We start from the raw sequence: 22,156 nt of genomic DNA on the forward strand, positions 1-22,156 counted from the left end.
TCAGAACCTGTCAATTCGCTAAACTGGGCACCCCTATTCGAGGCTGGAGGCCACGTGCGCTGGCAAGACCTGGACCAAGAACCCTGCTCCCTGGCCCGCGCCCTGGCCGTAATCGGCGACCGCTGGACACTGATGGTGCTACGCGATTGCTTTCTGGGGGTGCGCCGTTTCGACCATTTTCAGGAACGCCTGGGCGTGACCCGCCATGTGCTCAGCGATCGGCTGCGCAAGCTGGTCCACCAGGGCGTGCTGGAAAAGGCCGCCTATCAAGAGCGTCCCCGTCGCGAGGAATACCGGCTTACCGACATGGGGCGGGCGCTACACCCGGTCATCGTGCACCTGGTACAGTGGGGTGATCGCTATCTGGCGGACGAACGCGGCGCACCGCTGCTCCATGAGCACCGGACGTGCGGACACCGCCTGGAAGCCAGGCTGACCTGCGGCGCATGCGGCGAACCGGTCGCCCCCCGCGACGTTCGCGTGCGTCAGAACCCGGCGTTCACGGACACCCTATTGCCCGCGCCGGAAACCGGCGGAGGCGCTAACCGCCCACCATCACCGCCAGAGCGCAAGCCACCACGCCAAGAATCAGAATAAGCACGACGCGACGTCCCACCGTATTCCAATCCACCAACGCCAATTCCTTGAAAAGGCTCATTTTGGGTCCCCCCCGGGATCTCTTACTCATTTTTTGCACAACCAAAATGTGACACATATCACACTTTGATCCTGCGCCGGAGGGGCGGGCCACGCAATACGGCGAAGGCGTGACGGGGACGTGAAGAGCGGTACGTATATTTACGGTCAGGCTTGCAGCGCCTGCTGCTCGGCGAGCATCGCCATGACCCGCTGGCGCAACCAGGAATGCCCGGGATCGGCACTCTGGTCGCGGTGCCAGTACAAGTGCAATTCAAGGCCCGGAACGTCGGCGGGCAATGGCTCCAGGTGGCTGCCCGGCGGCGCCAGCAGCCGCGCCAGCAGGCCGGGAAGCGTCAGTAAAAGGTCTGACCCCATTACCGTGGCCAGCGCGGCCATGTGATGCTGGCAACGTAACCGTATGTTGCGGCGATAACCGAGCCGGGAAAGGCCGAAATCCTCCATCCCCGGACCTTCCCGCCGCGATGAAACCAGCACGTGCTGGGCGGCCAGATAAGCCGGCAAATCAAGTCGCCCGGCCAGCGGATGACCAGGGCGCATGAGTACCACCAGCGGGCCGCTGACCACCGGCCGATGCTCAACGGATTCCGGCAGCGGCAGCAGAACATCGGCGGCCAGGTCCAGACGACCACTGGCCAGTTCGGTGGCCAGTTGCCGGCGAGGCACCGTCATCGACTGCAGCTTGACCCCCGGAGCCTCATCCACCAGCCCGGCGATCAGCGGCGGCAACAGGCACCCCTCCAGACCGTCGCGCAACCCCAGCACGAAGGTGCGTTCCGCCTCCGCCACGTCGAAACCACCTTCGTCGCTGAGGCAGCGCTGCAGGCCGCCCAACGCGTGGCGCACCGGCGTGACCATGGCGCGGGCCCGGCTGGTGGGCACCATGCGCGCGCCCTGGCGCACGAAAAGCGGGTCCTGGAGCCGCTCTCGCAGCCGGCCAAGCGCATGGCTCACCGCCGGCTGGGTAAGGTTGAGCACCCGCGCCGCCCGGGTCAGGGAGCCTTCCGTATAGATGGCGTCGAAGACCACGAACAGGTTCAGGTCAAAGCGCGATACATGCATCCGATTTATCCGCGATTATTTTCAAGATTCATTCGATTTATTCAAAACCGCTCCCTAGCATGAGGTCAAGCAGTGTGCAGGAGCTCTCATGCCCGTCATTTACCTGATACGTCACGGCCAGGCCAGCTTCGGCGCCGCGAATTACGATGCCCTGTCCGACCATGGCTGGGAACAGAGCCGGGTGCTGGGCCGGCATCTGCGTGAACAGAACCTGGGCGCCCCCCGGGTGCTGTGCGGCGCCATGCAGCGCCACCGGGAAACCGCCGAGGCGGCCTTGCAGGCCCTTGGCCTGCCGACGGAATGGCACACCGACGCCGGCTTCAACGAGTATGATCACCAGAGCCTGATGCGGGTGCACTGGCCGGAATCCCAGGACCGCGCCCTCCTGGCCCGCTGGATGAGCGAACAGCCGCAACCCCGCCGCGCCTTCCAGGCCCGCTTCGAGGAAGCCCTGAGACGCTGGCAGCGCGGCGAGGACGACTACCCGGAAAGCTGGCCGGCGTTCCGCGAACGGGTGCTGGCCTCGCTATACAGCCTGGCCAACGGCCTGGAAAGTGGCGACAGCGCCCTGGTATTCACTTCCGGCGGCGCCATCAGCGTGGCCATCCAGCACCTGCTGGAACTGGACGAAGAGGCGTTGATCACCTTCAATCGGGGTTTGGTGAACACCAGTGTCACCCGGCTGCTGGTGAACACCGGGCGCCTGCGCCTGGCGACCCTCAATGAGCATTTACACCTGAGCGGAGATTTGCTCACCTATCGGTAATCGCCGCGCCAAGGAATCGCCCATGACCACCCGCAACAACATCCTGATTACCGGTGCCAGCTCCGGCCTGGGCGCCGGCATGGCCCGGCTGTTCGCCGCCCAGGGCCGTAACCTGGCGCTGTGCGCCCGGCGGCTGGACCGCCTGGAAGCCTTGAAAGCCGAATTGGAAAGCATCAATCCGTCGATCTCCGTGCGTATCAAGCCACTGGACGTGAACGACTACGACCAGGTATTCCAGGTGTTTCATGACTTCCAGGAAGAAATGGGTCAACTGGACCGCATCATCGTCAACGCGGGCCTGGGCAAGGGGCAGCCACTGGGCACCGGCGCCTTCCACGCCAACCGCCAGACCGCCGAGACCAATTTCGTGGCCGCCCTGGCGCAGTGCGAGGCGGCCATGGAGATTTTCCGCGCCCAGAACGCCGGCCATCTGGTGGTGATGTCCTCGATGAGCGCCATGCGCGGCATGCGCAAGAACATCAACACCTACGCGGCCACCAAGGCCGGGGTCGCCAGCCTGGCGGAAGGGTTGCGCATGGAGATGCTGGGCAAACCGATCAGAATCAGCACCATCTATCCCGGCTATATCCGCTCGGAGATCAACGAGAAAGTGGAGAAAGCGCCGTTCATGGTCGATACGGAAACCGGCTGCAAGGCCCTGGTGGCGGCCATCGACAGGGAGCCCGCCAAGGCCTGCGTGCCGTCCTGGCCCTGGGCGCCCCTGGGGTTGGCGATGCGCATTCTGCCTCTGTCCATGGTGCGCCGGCTGACCTGACCGGCTACTGCCAGCCCAGCACCGGCGCCCATTCCCGCCACTCGTCCTCGGCTTCCCTGTATAACTCGAAACGACGCCCGGCGCCGGCCAGGGGGCCGGCCTCGTCGGGGGTGGCGAAGCTGACACCGCCGCGCAGCAAATTCTCCAGCGAACTGGCGCGGATGTCGGCGCCACTGAACAAGCCGAAATCCACATCCAACCCGGAACTGTTCCAGAACCGGGAGTTGGTGCGCACCAGCTTGGCGTAACGCGGTTTGATCACCACTTCGATTTCCACGTGGCGGGCATCCCGGGCCAGCTTGCTTTCGCCGATGGTGCCCACCGGCAGATCCCGGTAGAACACCTTCCGGCCCTGCTTCAACGAGCCCAGGGTGTCCGCCACCAGGGTCAGCTTGAGGCCGGATTCCGGCTGCTGCTCCGGCGGCGCCGACAACCCCTTGAAGCGGGTGGCCGGCTCACCGTCGCCGGGTTTCACGGCGATGTACTTGCCTTCCACCAGGGTATCCAGGTTGCGCGCGCCGGCCACGCCGATTTCCGGCTCCACGATCCAGAAGCGGCTGTTCTCCCGGGCCAGTTCCCTGGCGTCCTGGTTGAGGCTGGCGTGCACCTCCACCTGCTTGAGATCGTCACTGAGGCGAATCTCGTCCACCTTACCCACCGGCACGCCCCGATACTTCACCGGCACCCCGGTTTTCAGGCCGCCACCGTTGGCGAAGGTGATCACCACCTGGCGATCGCTGCTGAGGAATTCCTGATACAGCAGCCAGCCGGCCAGCACGATACTGATCAAGGGCACCAGCCAGATTGGCGAGGGCCAGCGGCTGCTACGGGTTTGCACCGTTTCCATGGTCGGGGTCCCAGAGTTGCGAAGTGGAAAAAACATGCGCGGACAGCATGGTCAGCACCACCGCCAGCGCGAAGGCGGTAATACCCGGCTCCGCGCTGGCGGTGGCCAGCTTGCCGAAGCGCATCAACCCGGCGAGCAACGCCACCACGAACACGTCCAGCATCGACCAGCGGCCAATCCAGTAAACCAGACGATAAGCACGGATCGCCGCCCGTGGGGACGGGTGCGCCGGCGTGCGCCAGTACACCACCGCCAGCACCAGAATCTTGAGAATCGGGATCAGCAGGCTGGCGGTGAACACCACCAACGCCAGCACCGGCATGCCCGACTGCACCAGCCGCACCACGCCATCGGCGATGGTGCCGGACTGCTCGCGGCCAATGCTCTCGAAGGTCATGATCGGCAACAGATTGGCGGGCACCAGCCAAACCGCGGCGGCGCCAAGCAGGGCCCAGGCGGCCAGCCGTCTAGAGGCGGGCGGCATCACCGGCCTCCGCGTCCCGTTGTTCAAGAATACGATCCAGCACCGCCGGGTCCGCCAGCCCTTCCGCCACCCAGCGCGCCACCACCAGGCCCAGCAGGAAGAACAGGCCGGTACCGAGCCGCAGGCTGGTGTTTTCACCCAGTTCCGTGGTGGCGATCAACGCGCCAAGCAGGAAGATCTCCGGCATCGCCCACTCCCGCCCCTGGCGGTACCACCACAACCAGCGGCGCGGCCGGCCTCCGGCGTGAAGCCGGGCCATGGCCACCAGCAGCGCGGTCATCTGCGCCGCCGGCATCACCACCAGAGTGCCCAGTACCACCGCGGCCACCAGGCCGTACCGATCACCGAACAACGCCGCCGCGCTGGACAGCACGGTCACCGAGCCGGCGGCGCCAAACTGGTCCACGTAAACCAGCGGCAAGCTGATCGCCGGCAGCCACAGCACCAGGGCGGTGGCCGCCAACGCGATCACCGCCTGGGCTCGCAAGCGGTGCTGCGAGCCCAGGCGGGCGCCGCAGCGCGGGCAATACCAATGGCCCCGGTCGGCGCCGGGCCGCGCCAGGCGCAGGTGGCAATCATGGCATACCACCGCCGGGCCGGAGGGCCGGGAGAGTGAGTCGGACATGAACTCACTCTAGCAGCCCGCTCCGGCCACTCCAGGCACGGAACGTAACCAGGGGGTAAAAGAGCGCAAAAAGATCACCTGGGTGCGGCGCCGGATATTCGCGAAGAACGCGGAAGCGTGGTGCAGGAGCGACTTTAGTCGCGATCAGCGGCGGTGCCCTTTTCATCGAGCCTGAAGTCGCTCCTACGGCAATACCAGCGCAACCGCCCGTGGAGAATCCGCGATGAACAAAAAAGGGCGCCCGAAGGCGCCCAAGGTTGTTCCAAGGAAGGAAACAGAATCAGCTTTTCACGAATTCCGGGTAAGCCTCCATGCCGCAGTCCACCAGGTCCATGCCTTCGTACTCGTCCTCTTCGGAGACACGGATACCGACGACCGCCTTGAGGATGCCCCACACGATCAGGCTGGCCACGAACACCCAGACGAAGATGGTGATAGCGCCAACGATCTGGCCGGTGAAGGTGGAACCGTCGTTGGTGAGCGGCACCAGCAGCAGGCCCAGCAGACCCACGACACCGTGCACGGAAATGGCGCCCACCGGATCGTCGATCTTCATCTTGTCCAGGGCCACGATGCTGAACACCACCAGCACGCCGCCCAGGGCACCGAACAGAGTGGCGGTGAGCGCGGTCGGGGTGGAAGGCTCGGCGGTGATGGTCACCAGACCAGCCAGGGCACCGTTGAGCAGCATGGTCAGGTCGGCTTTGCCGAACAGGAAGCGGCCCACGATCAGGGCGGCCACGGCGCCACCGGCGGCGGCGGTGTTGGTGTTCAGGAACACCATGGCCACGGAGTGCGCGTTGGCGGCGTCGCCCAGCTTCAGAACGGAACCACCGTTGAAGCCGAACCAGCCCATCCACAGGATGAAGGTACCCAGGGTCGCCAGCGGCAGGTTGGCACCGGGGATCGCGTGGATCTCACCGTTGGGGCCGTATTTGCCTTTACGCGGACCGAGCAGCAGCACACCGGCCAGGGCGGCGGAGGCGCCGGCCATGTGCACGATGCCGGAACCGGCGAAGTCGGAGAAGCCCAGGTCACCCAGGTTGTACATGCCAAACACGTCGGCACCGTTCCAGGTCCAGGAACCTTCCATCGGATAGATGAAACCGGTCATGACCACGGCAAAGGCCAGGAACGCCCACAGCTTCATGCGTTCAGCCACGGCGCCGGAAACGATGGACATGGCGGTGGCCACGAACACCACCTGGAAGAAGAAGTCGGACGCGGCGGAATACACGGAATCGCCGTCGAAGCCGTTGGAGGCGGAATCCGCCAGCACGCCGGCCAGATCGAAGGACTCAATGCCATTCAGGAAGATGCCACCGTCGTACATGATGGCGTAGCCGCACACCAGGTACATGATGCAGGCGATGGCGAACAACGCCACGTTCTTGGCAAGAATCTCTGTGGTGTTCTTGGCGCGAACCAGACCCGCCTCGAGCATGGCGAAGCCGGCGGCCATCCACATTACCAGCGCGCCACACACCAGAAAATAAAAGGTGTCGATGGCGTACTGAAGTTCGAAAATTTGATTTTCCACGTTGCAACCCTCCGAGAATTTGGAAGCGTGTTCAGGACCTTGGCATGGGTCGTATTACACGTTGCTTTGAAACTTAGATCGCGTCCTCGCCGGTCTCGCCGGTGCGGATGCGAATGGCCTGTTCCAGGGTGGTGACGAAAATCTTGCCGTCGCCAATCTTCCCGGTATTGGCCGCCTTGGTGATCGCCTCGATCACCTGATCCAGGCTGGCTTCCGCGATCGCCACTTCGATTTTCACCTTGGGCAGGAAATCCACTACATATTCCGCGCCGCGGTACAGTTCGGTGTGGCCTTTTTGACGCCCGAAGCCCTTCACCTCGGTAACGGTGATGCCCTGGACGCCGATCTCGGACAGTGCTTCACGCACGTCGTCCAATTTGAACGGCTTAATGATGGCTGTAACCAGTTTCATTTCTATCTCCTTCAAACGCTTATGCTGCGTCCGTTGACGCGTCCGCCGGGTTTCAGGCCCCGCTTTGGTTCCCGATCCGTCCACATGATCGAACGCTCTAGCCCGTTTTCTGCACGACCCATGCCAGTTTTAAAAAGTCACGCATTTTCAGAGGGTTGGAACCTGGATCCTGGCATCCTGCCGGGTCGGTAGCGGCTTTATGGTGCACCGCTTTGGAGCACACCCCAAAACAGTGCACGCCGATGCGGTGCTCCGCATCCCGGCCGCCATGCTACCATCGGACTCCTTTTCGCCCGACCCGCAAATAGTGGAGCTTCCGGCCATGCAAAGCCAAGCCTTTATCGACCGCCTGATGGCCGACATCAGCCGCCATCTGCCCGCCGACCTGGGCCGTCTGCGCCAGGATGTGGAACACAGCGTGCGTGCCGTGCTGGGCGAGACCGTGACCCGCCTGGATCTGGTCAGCCGCGAGGAATTCGAGGTGCAGCGCCAAGTGCTGGAGCGCACCCGCGCCCGCCTGGAAGCGCTGGAGAAGCAGGTGGCGGCGCTGGAAAGCGCCGCCGATCAGCCCTGAGCCAGGAAGGCATCGGGTAAGCGATCAGAACGACCAGCCGAAGCGGGCCTGGCCGCCATGGTCGGCCCGGCCGTCGCCGGTCTCGCCCAGGTAGCCGAGAGTCAGGGTGGCACGCGGGGCCAGCAGCCAGCTGAAGCCGGCTTCCATCACCAGGGTATCGCGGGCCAGTGGCGCCCCTTCAACGGTAAAGGCTCCACCGCCGGCAAAACGCAGTGACGCCTCCGGCGTGGTGTCCCCCAACGCATGTTGCCAGCCCAGGCTGCCGTACAGGCGAGTGGTGGGCTCACCGGCCAGGGTGGTGGAGAGCCGCGCCCCCAGGGTGCTGAAGGTGGTGTCCAGGGTTTCCCGGGCGCCGTGCAGGGCAGCGTCGCCGCCGTGCTCGTCGCCACCGTGCAATACCGTGCGCACCTGCGCCAGCCGCACGAACGGTTCCACGCTGCGAGTGGTCCCGAAGCGGTGCGCCGCCTCCACGAACGCCTGCCAGGTATCCGCGTCCCGGTCGCTGGCCAGGGATTCATTGAGCCCGCCCATGACCGCCCGACGACGGGTGTCGATGCGGTGATGGCTGTAGAACAGGCCGCCACGCAGGGCACCCGGGCCGTGGCGGTACTCGCCGAACAGGCCGGCGTGGACGCTGTCGATGTCGGCGCTGCCGCGCTGGTCCGCCAGGTTCAGATCGGTACGGCCGGCGCCGAGCAGAACGCCGGCACGGCCGCCGCCAGTGAACACCCGATCCACGCCCAGCAGAGCACCCTGGGTGTCGCGGTCACGATCCGCGGTGCCGGGCTCGCCATCGGTCTGCCCCACGTTGCCGTAGGCTCGCAGCCAGGCAGTGACGCCCTGGCCCCGCGCCAAAGTGGTGCCGGCGGCCAGCCGGTCGTCGTCGCCGAAGCGCTCCAGGGCCGCGTCCCGCAGCAGCCGGCTGTCTTCCAGCAGCGCCCCGGCGGCACTGGCGTGCACCTCACCGCTGAGGCTGTCGTAGGCGGCGGCCAACGCCGCCGGCGAGCCGGTCTGCAGCGCCACCGTATCGTGCAGCACGTTGCCGGCGCCCAGGCTCTGCACCCCGGCGGCCACCGCCCGCTGGTTGTCGGTTTCGGCGACGGCGGCGAAGTTCAGGTCGTTACGGCGCAGTTCCAGGTCCACGTTATTGGCGTCATAGAGCAGCGCCGCGTCCAGGAACAGGAAGTCCGAGGCCACCTGGTCGAAGCCGTCCACCAGCCCACCGTCGGCGGTAAGAATGCGGTAGCGGCTGATCGGCCGATATTCACCGGCTTCGCCGATGTGCACTACGGAGCCGGCCAGGGTCGCCTGGCCGGTAACGTGCAGGTGATCGGCGGCGCTACCGGCCGGGTCCACCTCCACCTCGAAGGCGGCGCCGTCCGTCAGGGTCAGATCCCCGTCCACCGTCAGGGCGCCGATGGAATTGCCCGGTGCCAGGATACCGCCGGCGCGCACTTCGGTGCTGCCCACCTGGCCATTGCCCTGCAGGCGCCCACCGCTGAACACGGTCAATTCGCCACCGAGCGCGCCGTCCACCGCCAGCACGCCAGCGCGCACTTCATGCAGACCGGCGTAGGCGCTGGCATCGCCGAGCAGGGACAGGCGGCCGCCGCCCACTTTCTCCAGGGCACCGGCGCCGGCGCTGATATCGCCCGAGAAGACGGTATCACCGTCACCGTCCACGGTGAGCAGGTGGTCACCCAGGTCCAGGGCGCCGGTAAAGGTAGCGGTGCCCGCACCGGCCCACAGCGTGGTGTCGGCGAGTTGGCGCAGGGCATTGCCCAGGGTCACGGTGCCTCGGGTGGCGAGGGTGCCGCCGTCCAATTCCAGGGTGCCGCTGCCCAAGGCCTGGTCGGCGGCCAGCGTCAGGGTGCCGCCGGTGAGCCTGGCGGTGCCGCTGAAGCCGGTGGACTGGCCATTGAGGACGGTGTCGCCAGCCCGGTGTTCGATCAGGCCATTGCCGTTGAACACCGGGAGGAACTCATAGCCCTGGTCGGTGTGGTTGAACACCAGGGCGCCGTCACCGCCGGAGAAACGCACTTCCTGCACGTCCAGAAAGCCGGCGCCGGTGGCGGTGGTCTCGCCGCCCAGGTAGACACGCCCGCGGGCATCCTGATGGCCGCCGATAATCACCAGGGACGGTGTCTCCCCCGCCGGGGCAATACGCACGGTGGCGCCGTCGGCCACGGTGGCCAGACCCTCGCCCTGGTAGCCCACGAACAGATAGCCTTGGCCGGACCAGAGGGTGTCGGCGCCGGTCATGTGGAGCTCGCCACGAGCGGTGCTTTCCCAACCGAGCAGGCCCTGGGCGGTGTGCACGCGAGCACCGTTGCTCATGGTGACCACGCCCTCACCGGCCTGGCCCACGGCGGCATAGAAGGCATTGCTCAGTTGGCCGCCGTCCAGGTGCACCGTGCCTTTGCCGGTGGTGTAGCGGCCCAGCACCAGATAGCTGTCGGAGTGCACATCCGCATTCTGGATAGTCAGGTCAGCCTGGCCGCGCTGACCCACGGTCAGGGTCGCGGCCACGTTCCAATCGGTGTCCGCGCCTTCCACCCTCATCACCGCCTCGCCGCTCTCTTCCTGGGCCAGGGTGGAGCCGTTGGAGGAGATGGTGGCGCCGTTGGCGAACCGCACATCGGCGCTGCCGAGCGCGCCGAACACCATGCCGTTGGCGCTGTTGAACCGGGTTTGCGCGCCGATCACCGTAAGGGTGCCCGCCGAGTCATCAAGGTTGCCGAGAATGGTGAAGCCGGCGTTGACCTCGGCCCCATCGGCCACGGTCAGTTCGCCGGCGCCGTCGAAGCCAACGAACAAATGGCCTCCGGTATCCCAAGGATCGGGGCGGTCGCCGGGCAGTTCGACCACCTCGCCGTCGTCGATCAGATAGTCCACCGGCGCCGCCAGCGCCGGGCCGGCCGCGGCCAGCCCCCAACACAGAACAAGAGCGCCACCGGCTCCCGTTAGACGGTAGCAAGCCTGGAAAGATGTCATTGTTATCCCCTATAACCCACAACAAAAATGCGCCAACCGGCATATTGGTTTTGCAACCTGGCTCACACCATTTTTGTGCATTATTACCGGGGAGGCGTGTCGACGGTATCAGTCCATACTCGTAGCGGAAGGCGTGACGATGTCGAAACCCGGGGCGAATTCGTCGAGCAGGGCGAACAGGCGCCCCATGGCCACCCGGTCCAGGTCGGTTTTGTTCATGGTTGCCGACACCCGGGGGTGCGGGTGGTGGCGGCCGGCAAGATGGGTGAGCACGCCGTTGCGCAAGGTCAGGGCGAAGCGGTGCTGCTCCGGCGCGTCCAGGTCCGGGAAGGTCCAGTTCAGCACCAGTTCCTCGCCCGCCGCGCGCTCGCCATTCAGACGCACCGCCAGGAACGAGAAAAACAAATCCGGCGTCATCGAGCGCACCAGATCCGGGGCCTGGCCGCCGCCCACCCGGCGCACGCCCAGGCGCAGCTCCTGGGCGCCGGTCAGGTAGGCATTGCGCCAAGTGGTGTTTTCACACTGATAACCCAGCTGTTCCAGAGCGTCGGCCTGCAGTTCGCGGGCGTCCCGGTTGTCCGGTTCGGCGAACACCACCTTGTTGACCACCTCGGCCACCCAGCGGTACTCACCGCGCTCGAACTCCACCCGCGCTTTTTCCAGCACCGCGGCGGCGCCACCCATCCAGGCCACCGTGCGGCGGGCGCTGTCCACCGGCGGCAACGGGTTCAGGTGAGCCGGGTTGGCGTCGTAAAAGCCCATGAAGCGCTGGTAGACCGCGCGCACGTTGTGGCTCACCGAGCCGTAGTAATCGCGGGCGTACCAGCGGCTGGCCAGGGGCTCCGGCAGGCGTTTCAGACGATCGGCGATGTCCAGCGGCGTCAGCCCGTGGTTGAGCAGGCGCAGGGTTTCGTCGTTGAGGAAGGCGTACATATCGCGCTGGTCGGCGAGAAATTCGCGGATGTTGTCGCCGCCCCAGGTAGGCCAGTGGTGCTGGGCGAACAGCACATCGCTGCGGTCGCCGTATCCGCCAGCAGGACCTGGGCGAGGTGCGTTTCGGCGCCGGCGGCGGAGAAGGCGCTGGCCCTGATCGAACGCAGCGTGGGCCGCCTTTAACCGCCAACGGGCAAAACACCTACACCACGACGGGCGCATCTCGCACAGGCCACACCGGCCCGCCGCGTTAAGCTGGGCCCATGAACATCACCAGCCTCAACAGCCGCGCCGCCCGAGGCGTCGACGCCGTGCCGGTGCGCGTGGAAACCCATCTGGCCCCGGGCCTGCCCGGCTTCACCATCGTCGGCCTGCCGGACACGGCGGTGCGGGAGAGCCGCGACCGGGTGCGCTCGGCCCTGGTCAACGCCGGCTTTGATTTCCCCCAGCGGCGCATCACCGTGAACCTGGCCCCGGCGGATCTGCCCAAGGACGGCGGACGCTTCGACCTGCCCATCGCCCTCGGCATCCTGCTGGCCAGCGGCCAGCTGGGGCGGGTGGACACCGGCGGGCTGGAATTCGTCGGCGAGCTGGCCCTCAGCGGCCGGCTCAACCCGGTGCCGGCCCTGCTGCCGGCGGCCCTGGCCTGTGCCCGCGCCGGCCACACCCTGGTGGTGCCGCCGGACAACGCCGACGAAGCCGCCCTGGCCGGTGCCCACACCCTGGCGCCGGCCAGCCTGGCGGCGTTGTGCGCCCATCTGCGCGGCGCTGAACGCCTGGACCCGCACCCGGCACCGGCGGTGCCGGCCTCGCCACCAACCGCCCTGCCCTGCCTGAGTGATGTACGGGGTCAGCCCGCCGGCAAGCGGGTGCTGGAGATCGCCGCCGGCGGGGGCCACTCACTGTTGCTGTGCGGCCCGCCCGGGGCCGGCAAGAGCCTGCTGGCCGCACGCCTGCCGGGGCTGCTGCCGCCGCTGGCTCGGGAAGAGGCACTGGAAGTGGCGGCGGTGCATTCCCTGCGCACCGCGAGGCCGGCGTCGGCGTTCCTGACCCGGCCCTACCGCAGCCCGCACCACACCATCTCCGCCACCGCGCTGGTGGGCGGCGGCGGCCGGCCCCGGCCCGGGGAAATTTCCCTGGCCCACCACGGCGTACTGTTCCTGGATGAGCTGCCGGAGTTTGGCCGCCAGGTTCTGGAGGTACTGCGCGAGCCCCTGGAAACCGGCGAGGTGCACATCGCGCGCACCGCCGAGCAACTGCGCTTCCCGGCCCGCTTCCAACTGGTGGCGGCCATGAACCCGTGCCCCTGCGGCTATCTGGACGACCCGAACAAAGGTTGCGGCTACCGCTGCGACAAGGCGCGCCGTTATCGGCAGCGGCTGTCCGGCCCGCTGCTGGATCGCATCGACCTGCACCTGACGGTGCCGCCGGTGGACGCGGCCACCCTGCTCGCCGACGGTGACGGCGAACCCAGCGCCACGGTAAGAGCCAGGGTGACGATCGCCCGGGAGCGACAATGGAACCGCCAGGGTTGCCTTAACCGGGACCTGCCGTCGGACGCCCTGAACCAGGGGCTGCGCGCCCACCGCGCCTGGCTGCGCGGCGTCATGGAGCGCCTTGATCTCTCCGCGCGGGCCCTGCACCGAAGCCTGCGGGTGGCGCGCACCATCGCCGACCTGGCCGCCAGCGACGAGGTGGAGCGCGCCCACCTGCGCGAGGCACTCAGCTATCGGGAGAGCGAGCCGGACTGAAGCGCCGCCACAGTTCCGCCAGCATCACCCCGGCCAGGGTCAGCAGACCGCCGAACAGATGCGCCCAGGTAAGCTGCTCGCGCAGCACCACGGCGGCGATGGCGGCGGTGAATAACGGCACCAGATTGAAGAACAGGCTGACACGACTGGGATCGAGCCGGGTGATGCCATTCATCCACAACCAGGGCGCGGCGATGGAGGCGGCCACGCCAGCGTAGGCGATCAGCGGCAGCGCCTCGGTGCTCAGCCCCTGACGCGGCGACAGCAACATCAGTGGCAGCAGCACCACGATGCCCACCAGCACCTGTAGGTAAAGCAGGGTGAGCGCCGGCAGGTCCGGCCGCCAGCGCTTCAGCAACACGCCGTAGACCGCGTAGGACAGTGTCGCCAACAACATCAACAGATCGCCCATGTTGACGCCCTGGTGAATCAGGGCGGCCGGGTCGCCGGAGGACACCACCACGATCACCCCGGCCAGGGAGATCAGCGCCCCGGTGACCGCGCCCAGGGTGAGCGGCTGGCCGAGCAGTAGCGCTGACAACAGCAGCGCCAGCAGCGGCATCAACGAGAGAATGATGCCCATGTTCGTGGCACTGGTGGAAATGCCGGCGTAGTAGGCCAGGGTCTGGTAGGCGACCATGCCGAGAATACCAAGCACCACGTTGTGCCACAGCCACGGCCGGATGGCGTGGCGCTGGCGCCATAGCGGTCGCAGCATCACCGGGGTGAGCAGGGCGCCGGCCAGCAGCCAGCGATAGAAACCGATCTCCGCCGGGTACAGCACCCCGGCGACCAGCTTGTTGACCACGTTGTTGCCCGACCAAAGCATCACCGCGGCCAGCGGAAACAGGTAGGCCAAAACGAACTCCTCGAGACGGGCGCCAACCGGCCCCGCCAGTGATTACGGAACGCTCAGAGGCTGTTGCAGAGATGGGCGCCATCCACCGGGATGGCGGCGCCGCTCATGTAGGAGGAGGCGTCGGACGCCAGCAGCAACAGCGGCCCCATGAGTTCGTCGATGCGTCCCAGACGCCGGTAGGGAATGCGCTTGATCAGCTTCTCACCGTGGGGCCCTTGGAAAAAGTCCCGGTTGATGTCGGTTTCCACGTAGCCAGGGCAGATCGCGTTGCAACGGATATCGTGGCGCGCGTAGTCCAGCGCGATGGACTTGGTGAGCTGCACCACGGCGGCCTTGGAGGCGGTGTACGGCGACAGCAGGGCTCCCACCCGCAGGCCGAGAATGGAGGCAATATTGATGATATTGCCGGGACGGCCGTCGCGGCGCCATTGCTGGATGGCGAATTTGCTCACCGCCCAGACGCCGTTGAGGTTGGTGTCGATAACCGCGTTCCAGTCCTCTTCTTCCAGGGTATCCAGACCACCTTCACGGGTGATGCCGGCGTTGTTGATCACCACGTCCAGGGCCGGCATTTCCGTGAAGGCCTTCTCCACGCTGGCATGATCGGAAACATCCATGGGCACCACCACCGCGTCACGGCCCTGGGCGCGGACCGCCTCGGCGGTTTCCTGGAGCTTCTCCACGCGCCGGGCGGCGAGCACCAGATCGGCGCCGCGCTCCGCCAGTTCCCGGGCGAAATGGGCGCCAAAACCACTGGAGGCACCGGTGATCAGGATGCGCTTGCCGGAAATGTCGAAACAGCGGTCACTCATGATTCTCTCCTCAGCCGTCGCCGGAGCGGCGGCACAACGATTCGGTCAAAAGACTTTACTGTAACGGAAAACGACGGGGATCGCTGCGCCGGACGGCGGCTCAGTCGCGGTAGTAGCTGGGCGGGTGGCCGGTCCAGCGGCGGAAGGCGCGGGTGAAATTGCTGGGGTCGGCGTAGCCGAGCAGGTCGGCCACCTTCTGCACCGGCTGGTTGGCGCGCAGGTAACGCACTGCCCGGGCCATGCGTACCTCCTCGAGCAGGTTGCGGTAACTTACGCCCAGGGCGGCGAGGTGCCGGCGCAGGGTGCGCGAGGTGAGATGGAAGCTGGCGGCGAGCTGTTCCAGGCTGGGCAACATGCCCTCGGCCTGCATCAGCCGGGAGCGTACCCGCGAGGCCCAGTCCTGGTCCGCTTCCAGGCGCTGCAACTCCTCCTCGCATTTCTGCGCCGCCATGCGCCGGGAGGTGGGGTCGGCCAGGGTGAAGCGCTCGCTCATCAGGCGGGCCGGAAAACGCAGCGCCGCCACCGGCTTGCCGAAGGTCACGGGCATGCCGAGCACCTCGGTGTAGCGCTCCGCGTGGGGCGGCGCCGGATAGGGCAGCTCCAGGGTGGCGTCACGGAAGCGCTCACCAAGCAGGTAGCGCAGGCCGCCCACGAGAGCGGCGGTGACCACTTCCAGGTAGGGTTCGCGGATGTCTCCCAGGTCGTAGGGTTCCGCCAGGCAGAAACGCACCCAGCGCGGATGCGCCCGCAGGCGCGGTAAGCACAACCGGGTGCGGGTGCGGAAATAGCGCTCCAGCAATTCCAGGGCCTCGCCCAGATCGGCACTGCTGATCGCCGCGTAGCCGAGCAGGCCGTGGGCGGTGACGGTGAGTTGCTGGCCCAGGGCCAGACCGATGGCCGGATCGCCGCTGAGTGCCCGGGCGCCCTCCATGACGCGGCGGAACTGGTCGAAGCGCAGCGCCGGCTCGGCGCCGTAAACGGCGTCCTCGCTGAGCCCCACCTCGGCCAGCAGCCGTTCGGTGTCCAGCCCGAACTCCTGGATCAGCTCCAGCAGGTTGCGCACATAGTTGACCGGGATCGGCGTGCGATCACCGGCCAGGTCATTGAGGTCCGTGCCATCGGTATTCATGACGCCAAGAATACAACCGTTCTCGGCTTTGTCCGAAAATGACAGGACAGTGTCCGCCCCGGCTCTTCGTTCCGGCGCCGCCGGCCAACGAAAATGGCGGCGCCCTGTCATGATCACGGAGATCCCCCGATGACTTCTTCCTCCGGCTACCAGCGCCAGTTCGGCGCCGACGATGCCCGTGCCATCCGCGACGCGGTGAAGCGCGATCTGGGCCCGGAGGCGTTCCGTCCGCGCCCCCGGCGCGCGTTGTGGTTCCTGCCGATGAGCGCCCTGGTGGTGGTCGGTCTGGCCGCCATTCTGACCCTGGATCTGCCCTGGTGGGGCAACCTGCTGACCGCCTTGCTGGTGGGCCACACCCTGGGTTGCCAGGCGTTGCTCGCCCACGAGGTGCTGCACGGTGCCCTGGGACTGAGCCGGCGTACCCAGAACCTGCTCGGCTGGGTCGGTTTCGGCCCGCTGCTGGTACCACCGGAATTCTGGCGACGCTGGCACAACGTGGCCCACCATGCCCACACCAACCTGGGTGACCAGGACCCGGATTCGTTCGGCACCGAGCACCGCTACCGCAAGCACCCCAAGCTGGCCAACTTCACCCGTCTGGCGCCGGGCTCGGGCACCTGGTACAGCTACTTCTTCCTGTTCTATTCGTTCGTCTTCCACGCCCAGCTGGTGCTGTGGATGCAAACCCGGCGGCGCCAGGAGTTCCGGGGCTTCGATCGTGCCCGCGCGATCCGTCAATCGCTGGCCTGCGCGGCCGCCTGGTTGCTGCTGGCGGTGGTGTCCGGCCCGCTGGCGCCGTTCACCGTGCTGATTCCACTGATGGTGGCCAATGCCCTGGGACAGGGTTACATCCTCACCAACCACATGCTGCGCCCGCAGCTGGACAACAATCACCCGGTGGACAATTCCATGAGCGTGCGCCAGTGGCGCTGGCTGGACCCGCTGCACTTCCACTTCAGCCACCATGTGGAACACCACCTGTTCCCGAAACTGGGCTCCGACCAGGCCCCCCGGGTGCGTACCTGGCTGCAACGGGAAATGCCCGACCGTTACGTGTGCCCCAGCCACTGGCGGGCGCTGGTGATGCTCTACCGCACGCCCCGGGTGTACCGCGATGCCCACACCCTGATCGATCCGCTGCGGCGCGAACGCACCGTGGACGTGATGGCGCTGCAAAGCGAGCTGCGCTGACGTACCATTGGCCGTCTTCGTCGCACAGCCAGGGGAAGCCGGCATGGCCACCGTTCAAGCCCTCTACATCGCCGCCGAGAAGCGCGGCCCGGTCAGCCGTCAGCCGGCGGTGAAAGTGGACGCCGGCCGTGGCATCGTCGGCGACCGGCGCTACCGCCGCGACACCCCGCCGGCGGAACAGATCACCCTGATCGAAAGTGAACGGGTGACGGCATTCAACCAGGAGTACGGTCTGGAGGTGGAGCCGGGCAGCCTGCGCCGCAATCTGATCACCGAGGGCATTGATCTGAACGCCCTGGAAGGACGGGAATTCAGCGTCGGCGGCGTGCGCATGCGCGGCATCGAGCTGTGCGAGCCCTGCGCCGTGGTGGGCCGGCTGCTGGCCCGCCCGGGCCTGAGCCCCAGCGAGGTGATTCGCGCCCTGATGGGCCGGGGCGGCCTGCGCGCGGAAATCCTCGACTCCGGCGTGCTGCGCGAGGGCGACACCATCGAGGCCACCGTCACGCCGGAGCACAACGTTTGAACACCGTGGAACGGCGCACCCGCGCCTGGCTGGAAGGCGCGGTGCTGGGCCTGAAACTGTGCCCCTTCGCACGGCGCCCCTATGACCAGGGCCGGGTGCGGCTGGTGGTCAGCACGGCCCGGGATGGGGAAACGGTGCTCGCCGACCTGCACCGGGAACTTCTTCATCTCGACGACCATCCGGCGGTGGAAACCACGCTACTGGTGACGCCGCTGGCCCTGGCGGACTTCCTCGACTACAACGACCTGCTTGACCCGGTGGATGCACTGATGGCGGAGCATGGCGGCGGCGGGGTCTATCAGGTGGCCAGCTTTCACCCGCACTATCAGTTCGCCGGCACCGCCCCGGAAGACGCGGAGAATTTCAGCAACCGCGCGCCCTACCCGATTCTGCACCTGCTCCGCGAGGACAGCCTGGAACGGGCCCTGGCCGCCTACCCGGACGCCGACGCGATCCCCGAGCGCAACATCGATACCCTCAACCGGATCGGCGCCCGCCATCTGCGCGCCCTGTTCGCTCACTGGTAGGGCGCGCCGCTAGCCGGCGATCTCCGCTTCGGTCAACGGCCGGTAGTGTCCCGGCGCCAGGGCCGGGTCAAGCACGATGGCGCCGATACGTTCACGGTGCAGCGCCACCACCCGATTATCGAAATGCCCGAACAGCCGCTTGATGTGATGATAACGGCCTTCGCGCAGGGTCACCCGGGCCTCGCGCTCGCCAAGGATCTCCAGCCCGGCGGGCAGGGTGACGCGATTCTCGTAGCGAAAATACAGGCCGCGCCGGAACACCGCCGCGTAATCGGCGCCGATGGGGTCCTCGGTACGCACATGGTAGACCTTGTCATGACCCGCGCCGGGCTCGGTAAGGCGCCGTGACCAAAGGCCGTCATTGGTGAGCAGCAGCAACCCGGTGGAATTGAAATCCAGGCGCCCGGCGAGATGCAGCTCCGCCTTGTCGGCCTCCGGTTCGTCGATCAGATCCAGTACCGTGGGATGCACCGGGTCGCGGGTGGCGCTGACGCAGCCGGCGGGTTTGTGGAGCATCAGATAGCGCGGTCGACGCCGGCGCAGGCTGCCGCCGTCCAGCGCCACCGGGCTGAAATCGTCCACCGGGCAGTGACCGTCGGTGACGGTGCGCCCGTCCAGGGTCACCCGGCCCTGGGCCAGGGCATGGCGGGCGCCGCGCCGGCCCAGGTCGGTGTGCAGCGCCAGAAAGCGATCCAGCCGCATCGGCTCCTCGTCGAATGATCCCTGCTACGGGGTGGCTATTCGCTGGTATGATACGCGTTTTCCCGACCCTGATCGCCGGAGCTCTATGTCGACGCTGAACCCCCGTCAACAGGAAGCCGTGTTGTACACCGATGGCCCCCTGCTGGTGCTCGCCGGGGCGGGCTCGGGCAAGACCAGCGTGATCACCCGCAAGATCGCCTGGCTGATCCAGGAGAAGGGCGTGCCGGCGCGGCGCATCGCCGCCGTCACCTTCACCAACAAGGCGGCCCGGGAAATGAAGGAGCGGGTGCAGAGCCTGGTGGACCGGGGCCAGACCCGGGGCCTGATCGTCTCCACCTTTCACAACCTGGGGCTGCGTATCCTCAAGCAGGAACTGGCCGCCAGCGGCCTGCGCCGGGGCTTCTCGATCCTCGACCAGACCGACAGCAAGGAAATCCTCAAGGAGATCCTGCGCCAGGGCGAATCCGAGCAGGACCTGAACGCCGTGGACGCGGTGCAAAAGCGCATCTCCGACTGGAAGAACGAGCTGATCCTGCCCCAGGAAGCGATCAGCCGCGCCGAGGACGCCGCCGAGCTGCGCGCCGCCATGGCCTACGAGGGTTACAGCCGCATGCTGCGGGCCTGCAACGCGGTGGACTTCGACGACCTGATCCTGCTGCCGGCGCACCTGTTCCGGGAGCAGCCGCGCATCCTCGACAAATGGCGTCACCGTATCCAGTACCTGCTGGTGGACGAATACCAGGACACCAACGGCGCCCAGTACGAGTTGGTGCGCATGCTTACCCAGCCGGAGGGCCGCTTCACCGTGGTCGGTGACGACGACCAGTCGATCTATGCCTGGCGTGGCGCCCGCCCGGAAAACCTGGCCCGCCTGCAGGATGACTGGCCTGCGCTGCGGGTGGTCAAGCTGGAGCAGAACTACCGGTCCACCGGTCGCATTCTCAAAGCCGCCAACACGGTGATCGCCAACAACCCCCATGTGTTCGAGAAGAGCCTTTGGTCCGACCACGGCTACGGCGAGGCGATCCGCGTGGCGGCGCTGCGCGACGAGGACGCCGAGACCGACTGGATCGCCGGCGACATCTTCCACCGGCGCCTGCAGGGCAACCTGCGCTGGAAGGATTTCGCGGTGCTCTACCGGGGCAATTTCCAATCGCGAATTCTGGAGATGAAGCTGCAATCCCTGCAGATTCCCTACAAGGTGTCCGGCGGCACCAGCTTCTTCGCCCGGGGCGAGATCAAGGACCTGATGTGTTACTTGCGGCTGCTGGTCAACCCGGACGATGACAACGCCTTCCTGCGCGTGATCAACACCCCGCGCCGGGAGATCGGCCCCGCCACCCTGGAAAAGCTGGCCGGCTGGGCGGCGAAACGGGACCAGGGCCTGTACCACGTCTGCGATGACTTCGCCCTGGGCGAAGTGATGCCCGGCAAGGCGGCGGAGAAGCTGCGCGGCATCAAGCAGTGGCTGGATGAGAAGCGCCGCGCCTGTTTCGGCCACAACAGCCTGCAGGCAATCCACGAACTGATCACCGAGATGGACTACGAGGGCTGGGTGATGCAGAACGCCTCCAGCCCGCGCATCGGCGAGAAGCGCATGGAGAACGTCTGGCAACTGGTGCGCAATATCCAGCGCATGCTGGAAAAACAGGAAGAAGAGGACGACGGCGCCTCGGACCTGGAAGCGGTGATCGGCAAGCTGGTACTGATGGATATGCTTGAGCAGCAGGAAGAGGAAGACGACTCCGACCGGGTGCAGCTGATGACGCTGCACGCCTCCAAGGGGCTGGAGTTTCCCCATGTTTACATGATGGGCGTGGAGGAAGAACTGCTGCCGCACCGGGCCAGCATCGAGGACGACAATATCGTCGAGGAGCGCCGCCTGATGTACGTGGGCATCACCCGGGCCCGGGAAAGCCTGGCGCTGACCCAGGCGCTGACCCGCAAGCAGTACGGCGAGAAGGTGGACACCATCGCCAGCCGTTTTCTGGACGAACTGCCCCTGGACGACCTGATGCGTATCGGGGAAGGGGTGGAAAAGGACGAGGAAGTGGAGGACCGGGTGGCGGAAAACAGCATCGCCAACCTGAAGGCTCTGCTTGACTGAGCACCGCGCCGTATTGCCGTGGGAGCGGCTTTAGCCGCTACCGGGCGCCGCTCCTCTTGAGCATATGGATGACGGTGGCTTCCAGTTCCTGGTCGCTGCAATCGAAGCAGGTCCCCCTGGGCGGCATGCCCATCCGGCCCTCGATGGCCACCCGGAACAGATATTCCAGACCCTTTTGCTCGACTTTGTCCGACCAGAGCGGCCGGAACGCCGGCCCCACCCGGGGCGCTCCGGCCACGCCGCGGCCATGACAATTAACGCAGTAGCGGCCATAAATGGCTGAAGGTGGGCGGGGTTCGGCGGTCTTCGTGCCGACGTCACGCGCCGACTCCGGATCGCCGCAGCCGGCCAGCGCCAAGGCCAGCGCCAGGGCGCCGGCGGCGCGCATGGTTACTTGCTCTGACCGACGATGTATTCCACCGCCGCGTGAATCTCTTCCTCGGAGCAATCGGCGCACATGCCCTTGGCCGGCATGGCGTTGAAGCCTTCGTAGGCGTGCTTGACCAGGGTATCGATGCCCTTGTCGATACGCGGCGCCCAGGCGGCGCTGTCGCCCAGCTTGGGCGCGCCGGCGGCACCGCTGGCGTGGCAGGCGGCACAGCCGCTGTTATAGACCTGCTCACCGGAACGCGGCTCCCCGGAGCCAGCCTCGGCGGCGGCTACCTGGGCGCCACACTCCTCGCCTTCGACGCAGACGCTGCCCACCGGGGCCAGACGCTCGGCGGTGGCGCGGTCACTGAAAATCGAACGCTGACCCAGCGGGTAGGAGGAATTCTCGGCCGCCACGGCGGTTCCGGCAAAAAGGGTGGCCAGGAGAACCAGGCTGGCTGACAGCAGTTTTTTCACAATGACACCTCTGATAGCTGCGACTTGCCCCGGGGGCCGC

23 protein-coding genes are annotated in these 22,156 nt (G+C 66.6%); 9 read left to right on the top strand and 14 right to left on the bottom strand.

Annotation, left to right across the window (positions count from 1 at the left end):
* Window positions 1-54 precede the first annotated feature (54 nt).
* Window positions 55-597 (top strand): winged helix-turn-helix transcriptional regulator, encoded by a 543-nt coding sequence (locus JF515_RS10145; protein ID WP_203103811.1) that lies wholly within the window; start codon window positions 55-57, stop codon window positions 595-597.
* 207 nt (window positions 598-804) lie between these two features.
* On the opposite strand, the gene JF515_RS10150 is transcribed toward JF515_RS10145, so the two are convergent.
* Window positions 805-1,719 carry a LysR family transcriptional regulator gene (locus JF515_RS10150; protein WP_203103813.1) on the bottom strand — a complete coding sequence of 305 codons (915 nt, stop codon included), beginning with the start codon at window positions 1,717-1,719 and terminating at the stop codon, window positions 805-807.
* An 88-nt stretch (window positions 1,720-1,807) separates the two neighbouring features.
* Between JF515_RS10150 and JF515_RS10155 the strand changes: the two genes are divergently transcribed.
* Window positions 1,808-2,485 (top strand): histidine phosphatase family protein, encoded by a 678-nt coding sequence (locus tag JF515_RS10155; protein ID WP_203103815.1) that lies wholly within the window; start codon window positions 1,808-1,810, stop codon window positions 2,483-2,485.
* A gap of 22 nt (window positions 2,486-2,507) precedes the next feature.
* On the top strand, window positions 2,508-3,260 hold the full coding sequence (locus JF515_RS10160) for an SDR family oxidoreductase (RefSeq protein WP_203103817.1): 753 nt from the start codon (window positions 2,508-2,510) through the stop codon (window positions 3,258-3,260).
* 4 nt (window positions 3,261-3,264) lie between these two features.
* On the opposite strand, the gene JF515_RS10165 is transcribed toward JF515_RS10160, so the two are convergent.
* The 5 genes from JF515_RS10165 to glnK all read right to left on the bottom strand — a co-directional run bounded on the left by JF515_RS10165 (window position 3,265) and on the right by glnK (window position 7,168).
* The gene (locus JF515_RS10165) at window positions 3,265-4,107 is read right to left on the bottom strand and encodes an intermembrane transport protein PqiB (RefSeq protein WP_203103819.1); all 843 of its coding nucleotides are present in this window, start codon (window positions 4,105-4,107) and stop codon (window positions 3,265-3,267) included.
* Window positions 4,085-4,591: a paraquat-inducible protein A gene (locus tag JF515_RS10170; RefSeq protein WP_203103821.1), complete on the bottom strand. Its 507-nt coding sequence runs from the start codon at window positions 4,589-4,591 to the stop codon at window positions 4,085-4,087. Before JF515_RS10170 ends, JF515_RS10165 begins: the two co-directional genes overlap by 23 nt.
* On the bottom strand, window positions 4,575-5,216 hold the full coding sequence (locus JF515_RS10175; RefSeq protein WP_203103823.1) for a paraquat-inducible protein A: 642 nt from the start codon (window positions 5,214-5,216) through the stop codon (window positions 4,575-4,577). Before JF515_RS10175 ends, JF515_RS10170 begins: the two co-directional genes overlap by 17 nt.
* A gap of 280 nt (window positions 5,217-5,496) precedes the next feature.
* Window positions 5,497-6,756 (bottom strand): ammonium transporter, encoded by a 1,260-nt coding sequence (locus JF515_RS10180; RefSeq protein WP_203103825.1) that lies wholly within the window; start codon window positions 6,754-6,756, stop codon window positions 5,497-5,499.
* A gap of 73 nt (window positions 6,757-6,829) precedes the next feature.
* Entirely contained in the window at window positions 6,830-7,168 is a 339-nt protein-coding gene (glnK, locus tag JF515_RS10185; protein WP_067612559.1) for a P-II family nitrogen regulator, read from the bottom strand.
* A gap of 322 nt (window positions 7,169-7,490) precedes the next feature.
* Between glnK and JF515_RS10190 the strand changes: the two genes are divergently transcribed.
* Window positions 7,491-7,742 carry an accessory factor UbiK family protein gene (locus tag JF515_RS10190; protein ID WP_203103827.1) on the top strand — a complete coding sequence of 84 codons (252 nt, stop codon included), beginning with the start codon at window positions 7,491-7,493 and terminating at the stop codon, window positions 7,740-7,742.
* A gap of 24 nt (window positions 7,743-7,766) precedes the next feature.
* On the opposite strand, the gene JF515_RS10195 is transcribed toward JF515_RS10190, so the two are convergent.
* Window positions 7,767-10,736 (bottom strand): autotransporter outer membrane beta-barrel domain-containing protein, encoded by a 2,970-nt coding sequence (locus tag JF515_RS10195; protein WP_203103829.1) that lies wholly within the window; start codon window positions 10,734-10,736, stop codon window positions 7,767-7,769.
* A gap of 108 nt (window positions 10,737-10,844) precedes the next feature.
* Window positions 10,845-11,744, bottom strand: a complete 900-nt coding sequence (locus JF515_RS10200; protein ID WP_338015198.1) for an alkyl sulfatase dimerization domain-containing protein — start codon at window positions 11,742-11,744, stop codon at window positions 10,845-10,847.
* Between the two features lie 188 nt (window positions 11,745-11,932).
* On the opposite strand from JF515_RS10200, the gene JF515_RS10205 reads away from it, so the two are divergent.
* A complete protein-coding gene (locus JF515_RS10205; protein ID WP_203103833.1) occupies window positions 11,933-13,420 on the top strand; it encodes a YifB family Mg chelatase-like AAA ATPase in 1,488 nt (495 codons plus the stop codon).
* On the opposite strand, the gene JF515_RS10210 is transcribed toward JF515_RS10205, so the two are convergent.
* The 3 genes from JF515_RS10210 to JF515_RS10220 all read right to left on the bottom strand — a co-directional run bounded on the left by JF515_RS10210 (window position 13,392) and on the right by JF515_RS10220 (window position 16,220).
* Window positions 13,392-14,279 (bottom strand): DMT family transporter, encoded by an 888-nt coding sequence (locus JF515_RS10210; RefSeq protein ID WP_203103835.1) that lies wholly within the window; start codon window positions 14,277-14,279, stop codon window positions 13,392-13,394. The two genes, JF515_RS10205 and JF515_RS10210, sit on opposite strands and share 29 nt — an antisense overlap.
* Window positions 14,280-14,332: 53 nt before the next feature.
* Window positions 14,333-15,091 (bottom strand): SDR family NAD(P)-dependent oxidoreductase, encoded by a 759-nt coding sequence (locus JF515_RS10215; RefSeq protein ID WP_203103837.1) that lies wholly within the window; start codon window positions 15,089-15,091, stop codon window positions 14,333-14,335.
* A gap of 100 nt (window positions 15,092-15,191) precedes the next feature.
* The gene (locus JF515_RS10220) at window positions 15,192-16,220 is read right to left on the bottom strand and encodes an AraC family transcriptional regulator (RefSeq protein ID WP_203103839.1); all 1,029 of its coding nucleotides are present in this window, start codon (window positions 16,218-16,220) and stop codon (window positions 15,192-15,194) included.
* Between the two features lie 129 nt (window positions 16,221-16,349).
* Between JF515_RS10220 and JF515_RS10225 the strand changes: the two genes are divergently transcribed.
* From JF515_RS10225 to JF515_RS10235, 3 genes are read left to right on the top strand one after another with little or no spacing between them, the layout of a single operon-like run.
* Complete coding sequence (locus JF515_RS10225) at window positions 16,350-17,411, top strand: fatty acid desaturase family protein (RefSeq protein WP_203103841.1); 1,062 nt, start codon at window positions 16,350-16,352, stop codon at window positions 17,409-17,411.
* A 43-nt stretch (window positions 17,412-17,454) separates the two neighbouring features.
* Window positions 17,455-17,934 carry an MOSC domain-containing protein gene (locus JF515_RS10230; protein WP_203103843.1) on the top strand — a complete coding sequence of 160 codons (480 nt, stop codon included), beginning with the start codon at window positions 17,455-17,457 and terminating at the stop codon, window positions 17,932-17,934.
* Window positions 17,935-17,939: 5 nt separating this feature from the next.
* Window positions 17,940-18,461, top strand: coding sequence for a DUF1415 domain-containing protein (locus JF515_RS10235; protein ID WP_338015209.1), 522 nt, complete (start codon window positions 17,940-17,942; stop codon window positions 18,459-18,461).
* Window positions 18,462-18,470: 9 nt separating this feature from the next.
* Here the strand turns inward: JF515_RS10235 and JF515_RS10240 are convergent, their stop codons facing one another.
* Window positions 18,471-19,163, bottom strand: coding sequence for a pseudouridine synthase (locus tag JF515_RS10240; RefSeq protein WP_203103847.1), 693 nt, complete (start codon window positions 19,161-19,163; stop codon window positions 18,471-18,473).
* Between the two features lie 85 nt (window positions 19,164-19,248).
* On the opposite strand from JF515_RS10240, the gene rep reads away from it, so the two are divergent.
* Window positions 19,249-21,270 carry a DNA helicase Rep gene (gene rep / locus JF515_RS10245; RefSeq protein ID WP_203103849.1) on the top strand — a complete coding sequence of 674 codons (2,022 nt, stop codon included), beginning with the start codon at window positions 19,249-19,251 and terminating at the stop codon, window positions 21,268-21,270.
* 37 nt (window positions 21,271-21,307) lie between these two features.
* Here the strand turns inward: rep and JF515_RS10250 are convergent, their stop codons facing one another.
* Both JF515_RS10250 and JF515_RS10255 read right to left on the bottom strand, forming a co-directional pair.
* Entirely contained in the window at window positions 21,308-21,658 is a 351-nt protein-coding gene (locus tag JF515_RS10250) for a c-type cytochrome (RefSeq protein ID WP_203103851.1), read from the bottom strand.
* A 2-nt stretch (window positions 21,659-21,660) separates the two neighbouring features.
* Window positions 21,661-22,056, bottom strand: a complete 396-nt coding sequence (locus JF515_RS10255) for a c-type cytochrome (protein ID WP_338015199.1) — start codon at window positions 22,054-22,056, stop codon at window positions 21,661-21,663.
* Window positions 22,057-22,156: the final 100 nt, after the last annotated feature.

It is taken from the genome of Alloalcanivorax marinus (genome assembly GCF_016785095.1).
Taxonomy (GTDB): Bacteria; Pseudomonadota; Gammaproteobacteria; order Pseudomonadales; family Alcanivoracaceae; genus Alloalcanivorax; species Alloalcanivorax marinus_A.

Excerpts from the sequence above, each read along its gene's own strand:
- JF515_RS10150 (WP_203103813.1), bottom strand. The coding sequence starts at position 1,719 with ATGCATGTATCGCGCTTTGACCTGAACCTGTTCGTGGTCTTCGACGCC.
- JF515_RS10155 (WP_203103815.1), top strand. The coding sequence starts at position 1,808 with ATGCCCGTCATTTACCTGATACGTCACGGCCAGGCCAGCTTCGGCGCC.
- JF515_RS10160 (WP_203103817.1), top strand. The coding sequence starts at position 2,508 with ATGACCACCCGCAACAACATCCTGATTACCGGTGCCAGCTCCGGCCTG.
- JF515_RS10165 (WP_203103819.1), bottom strand. The coding sequence starts at position 4,107 with ATGGAAACGGTGCAAACCCGTAGCAGCCGCTGGCCCTCGCCAATCTGG.
- JF515_RS10170 (WP_203103821.1), bottom strand. The coding sequence starts at position 4,591 with ATGCCGCCCGCCTCTAGACGGCTGGCCGCCTGGGCCCTGCTTGGCGCC.
- JF515_RS10175 (WP_203103823.1), bottom strand. The coding sequence starts at position 5,216 with ATGTCCGACTCACTCTCCCGGCCCTCCGGCCCGGCGGTGGTATGCCAT.
- glnK (WP_067612559.1), bottom strand. The coding sequence starts at position 7,168 with ATGAAACTGGTTACAGCCATCATTAAGCCGTTCAAATTGGACGACGTG.
- JF515_RS10190 (WP_203103827.1), top strand. The coding sequence starts at position 7,491 with ATGCAAAGCCAAGCCTTTATCGACCGCCTGATGGCCGACATCAGCCGC.
- JF515_RS10195 (WP_203103829.1), bottom strand. The coding sequence starts at position 10,736 with ATGACATCTTTCCAGGCTTGCTACCGTCTAACGGGAGCCGGTGGCGCT.
- JF515_RS10205 (WP_203103833.1), top strand. The coding sequence starts at position 11,933 with ATGAACATCACCAGCCTCAACAGCCGCGCCGCCCGAGGCGTCGACGCC.
- JF515_RS10215 (WP_203103837.1), bottom strand. The coding sequence starts at position 15,091 with ATGAGTGACCGCTGTTTCGACATTTCCGGCAAGCGCATCCTGATCACC.
- JF515_RS10220 (WP_203103839.1), bottom strand. The coding sequence starts at position 16,220 with ATGAATACCGATGGCACGGACCTCAATGACCTGGCCGGTGATCGCACG.
- JF515_RS10225 (WP_203103841.1), top strand. The coding sequence starts at position 16,350 with ATGACTTCTTCCTCCGGCTACCAGCGCCAGTTCGGCGCCGACGATGCC.
- JF515_RS10230 (WP_203103843.1), top strand. The coding sequence starts at position 17,455 with ATGGCCACCGTTCAAGCCCTCTACATCGCCGCCGAGAAGCGCGGCCCG.
- JF515_RS10240 (WP_203103847.1), bottom strand. The coding sequence starts at position 19,163 with ATGCGGCTGGATCGCTTTCTGGCGCTGCACACCGACCTGGGCCGGCGC.
- rep (WP_203103849.1), top strand. The coding sequence starts at position 19,249 with ATGTCGACGCTGAACCCCCGTCAACAGGAAGCCGTGTTGTACACCGAT.
- JF515_RS10250 (WP_203103851.1), bottom strand. The coding sequence starts at position 21,658 with ATGCGCGCCGCCGGCGCCCTGGCGCTGGCCTTGGCGCTGGCCGGCTGC.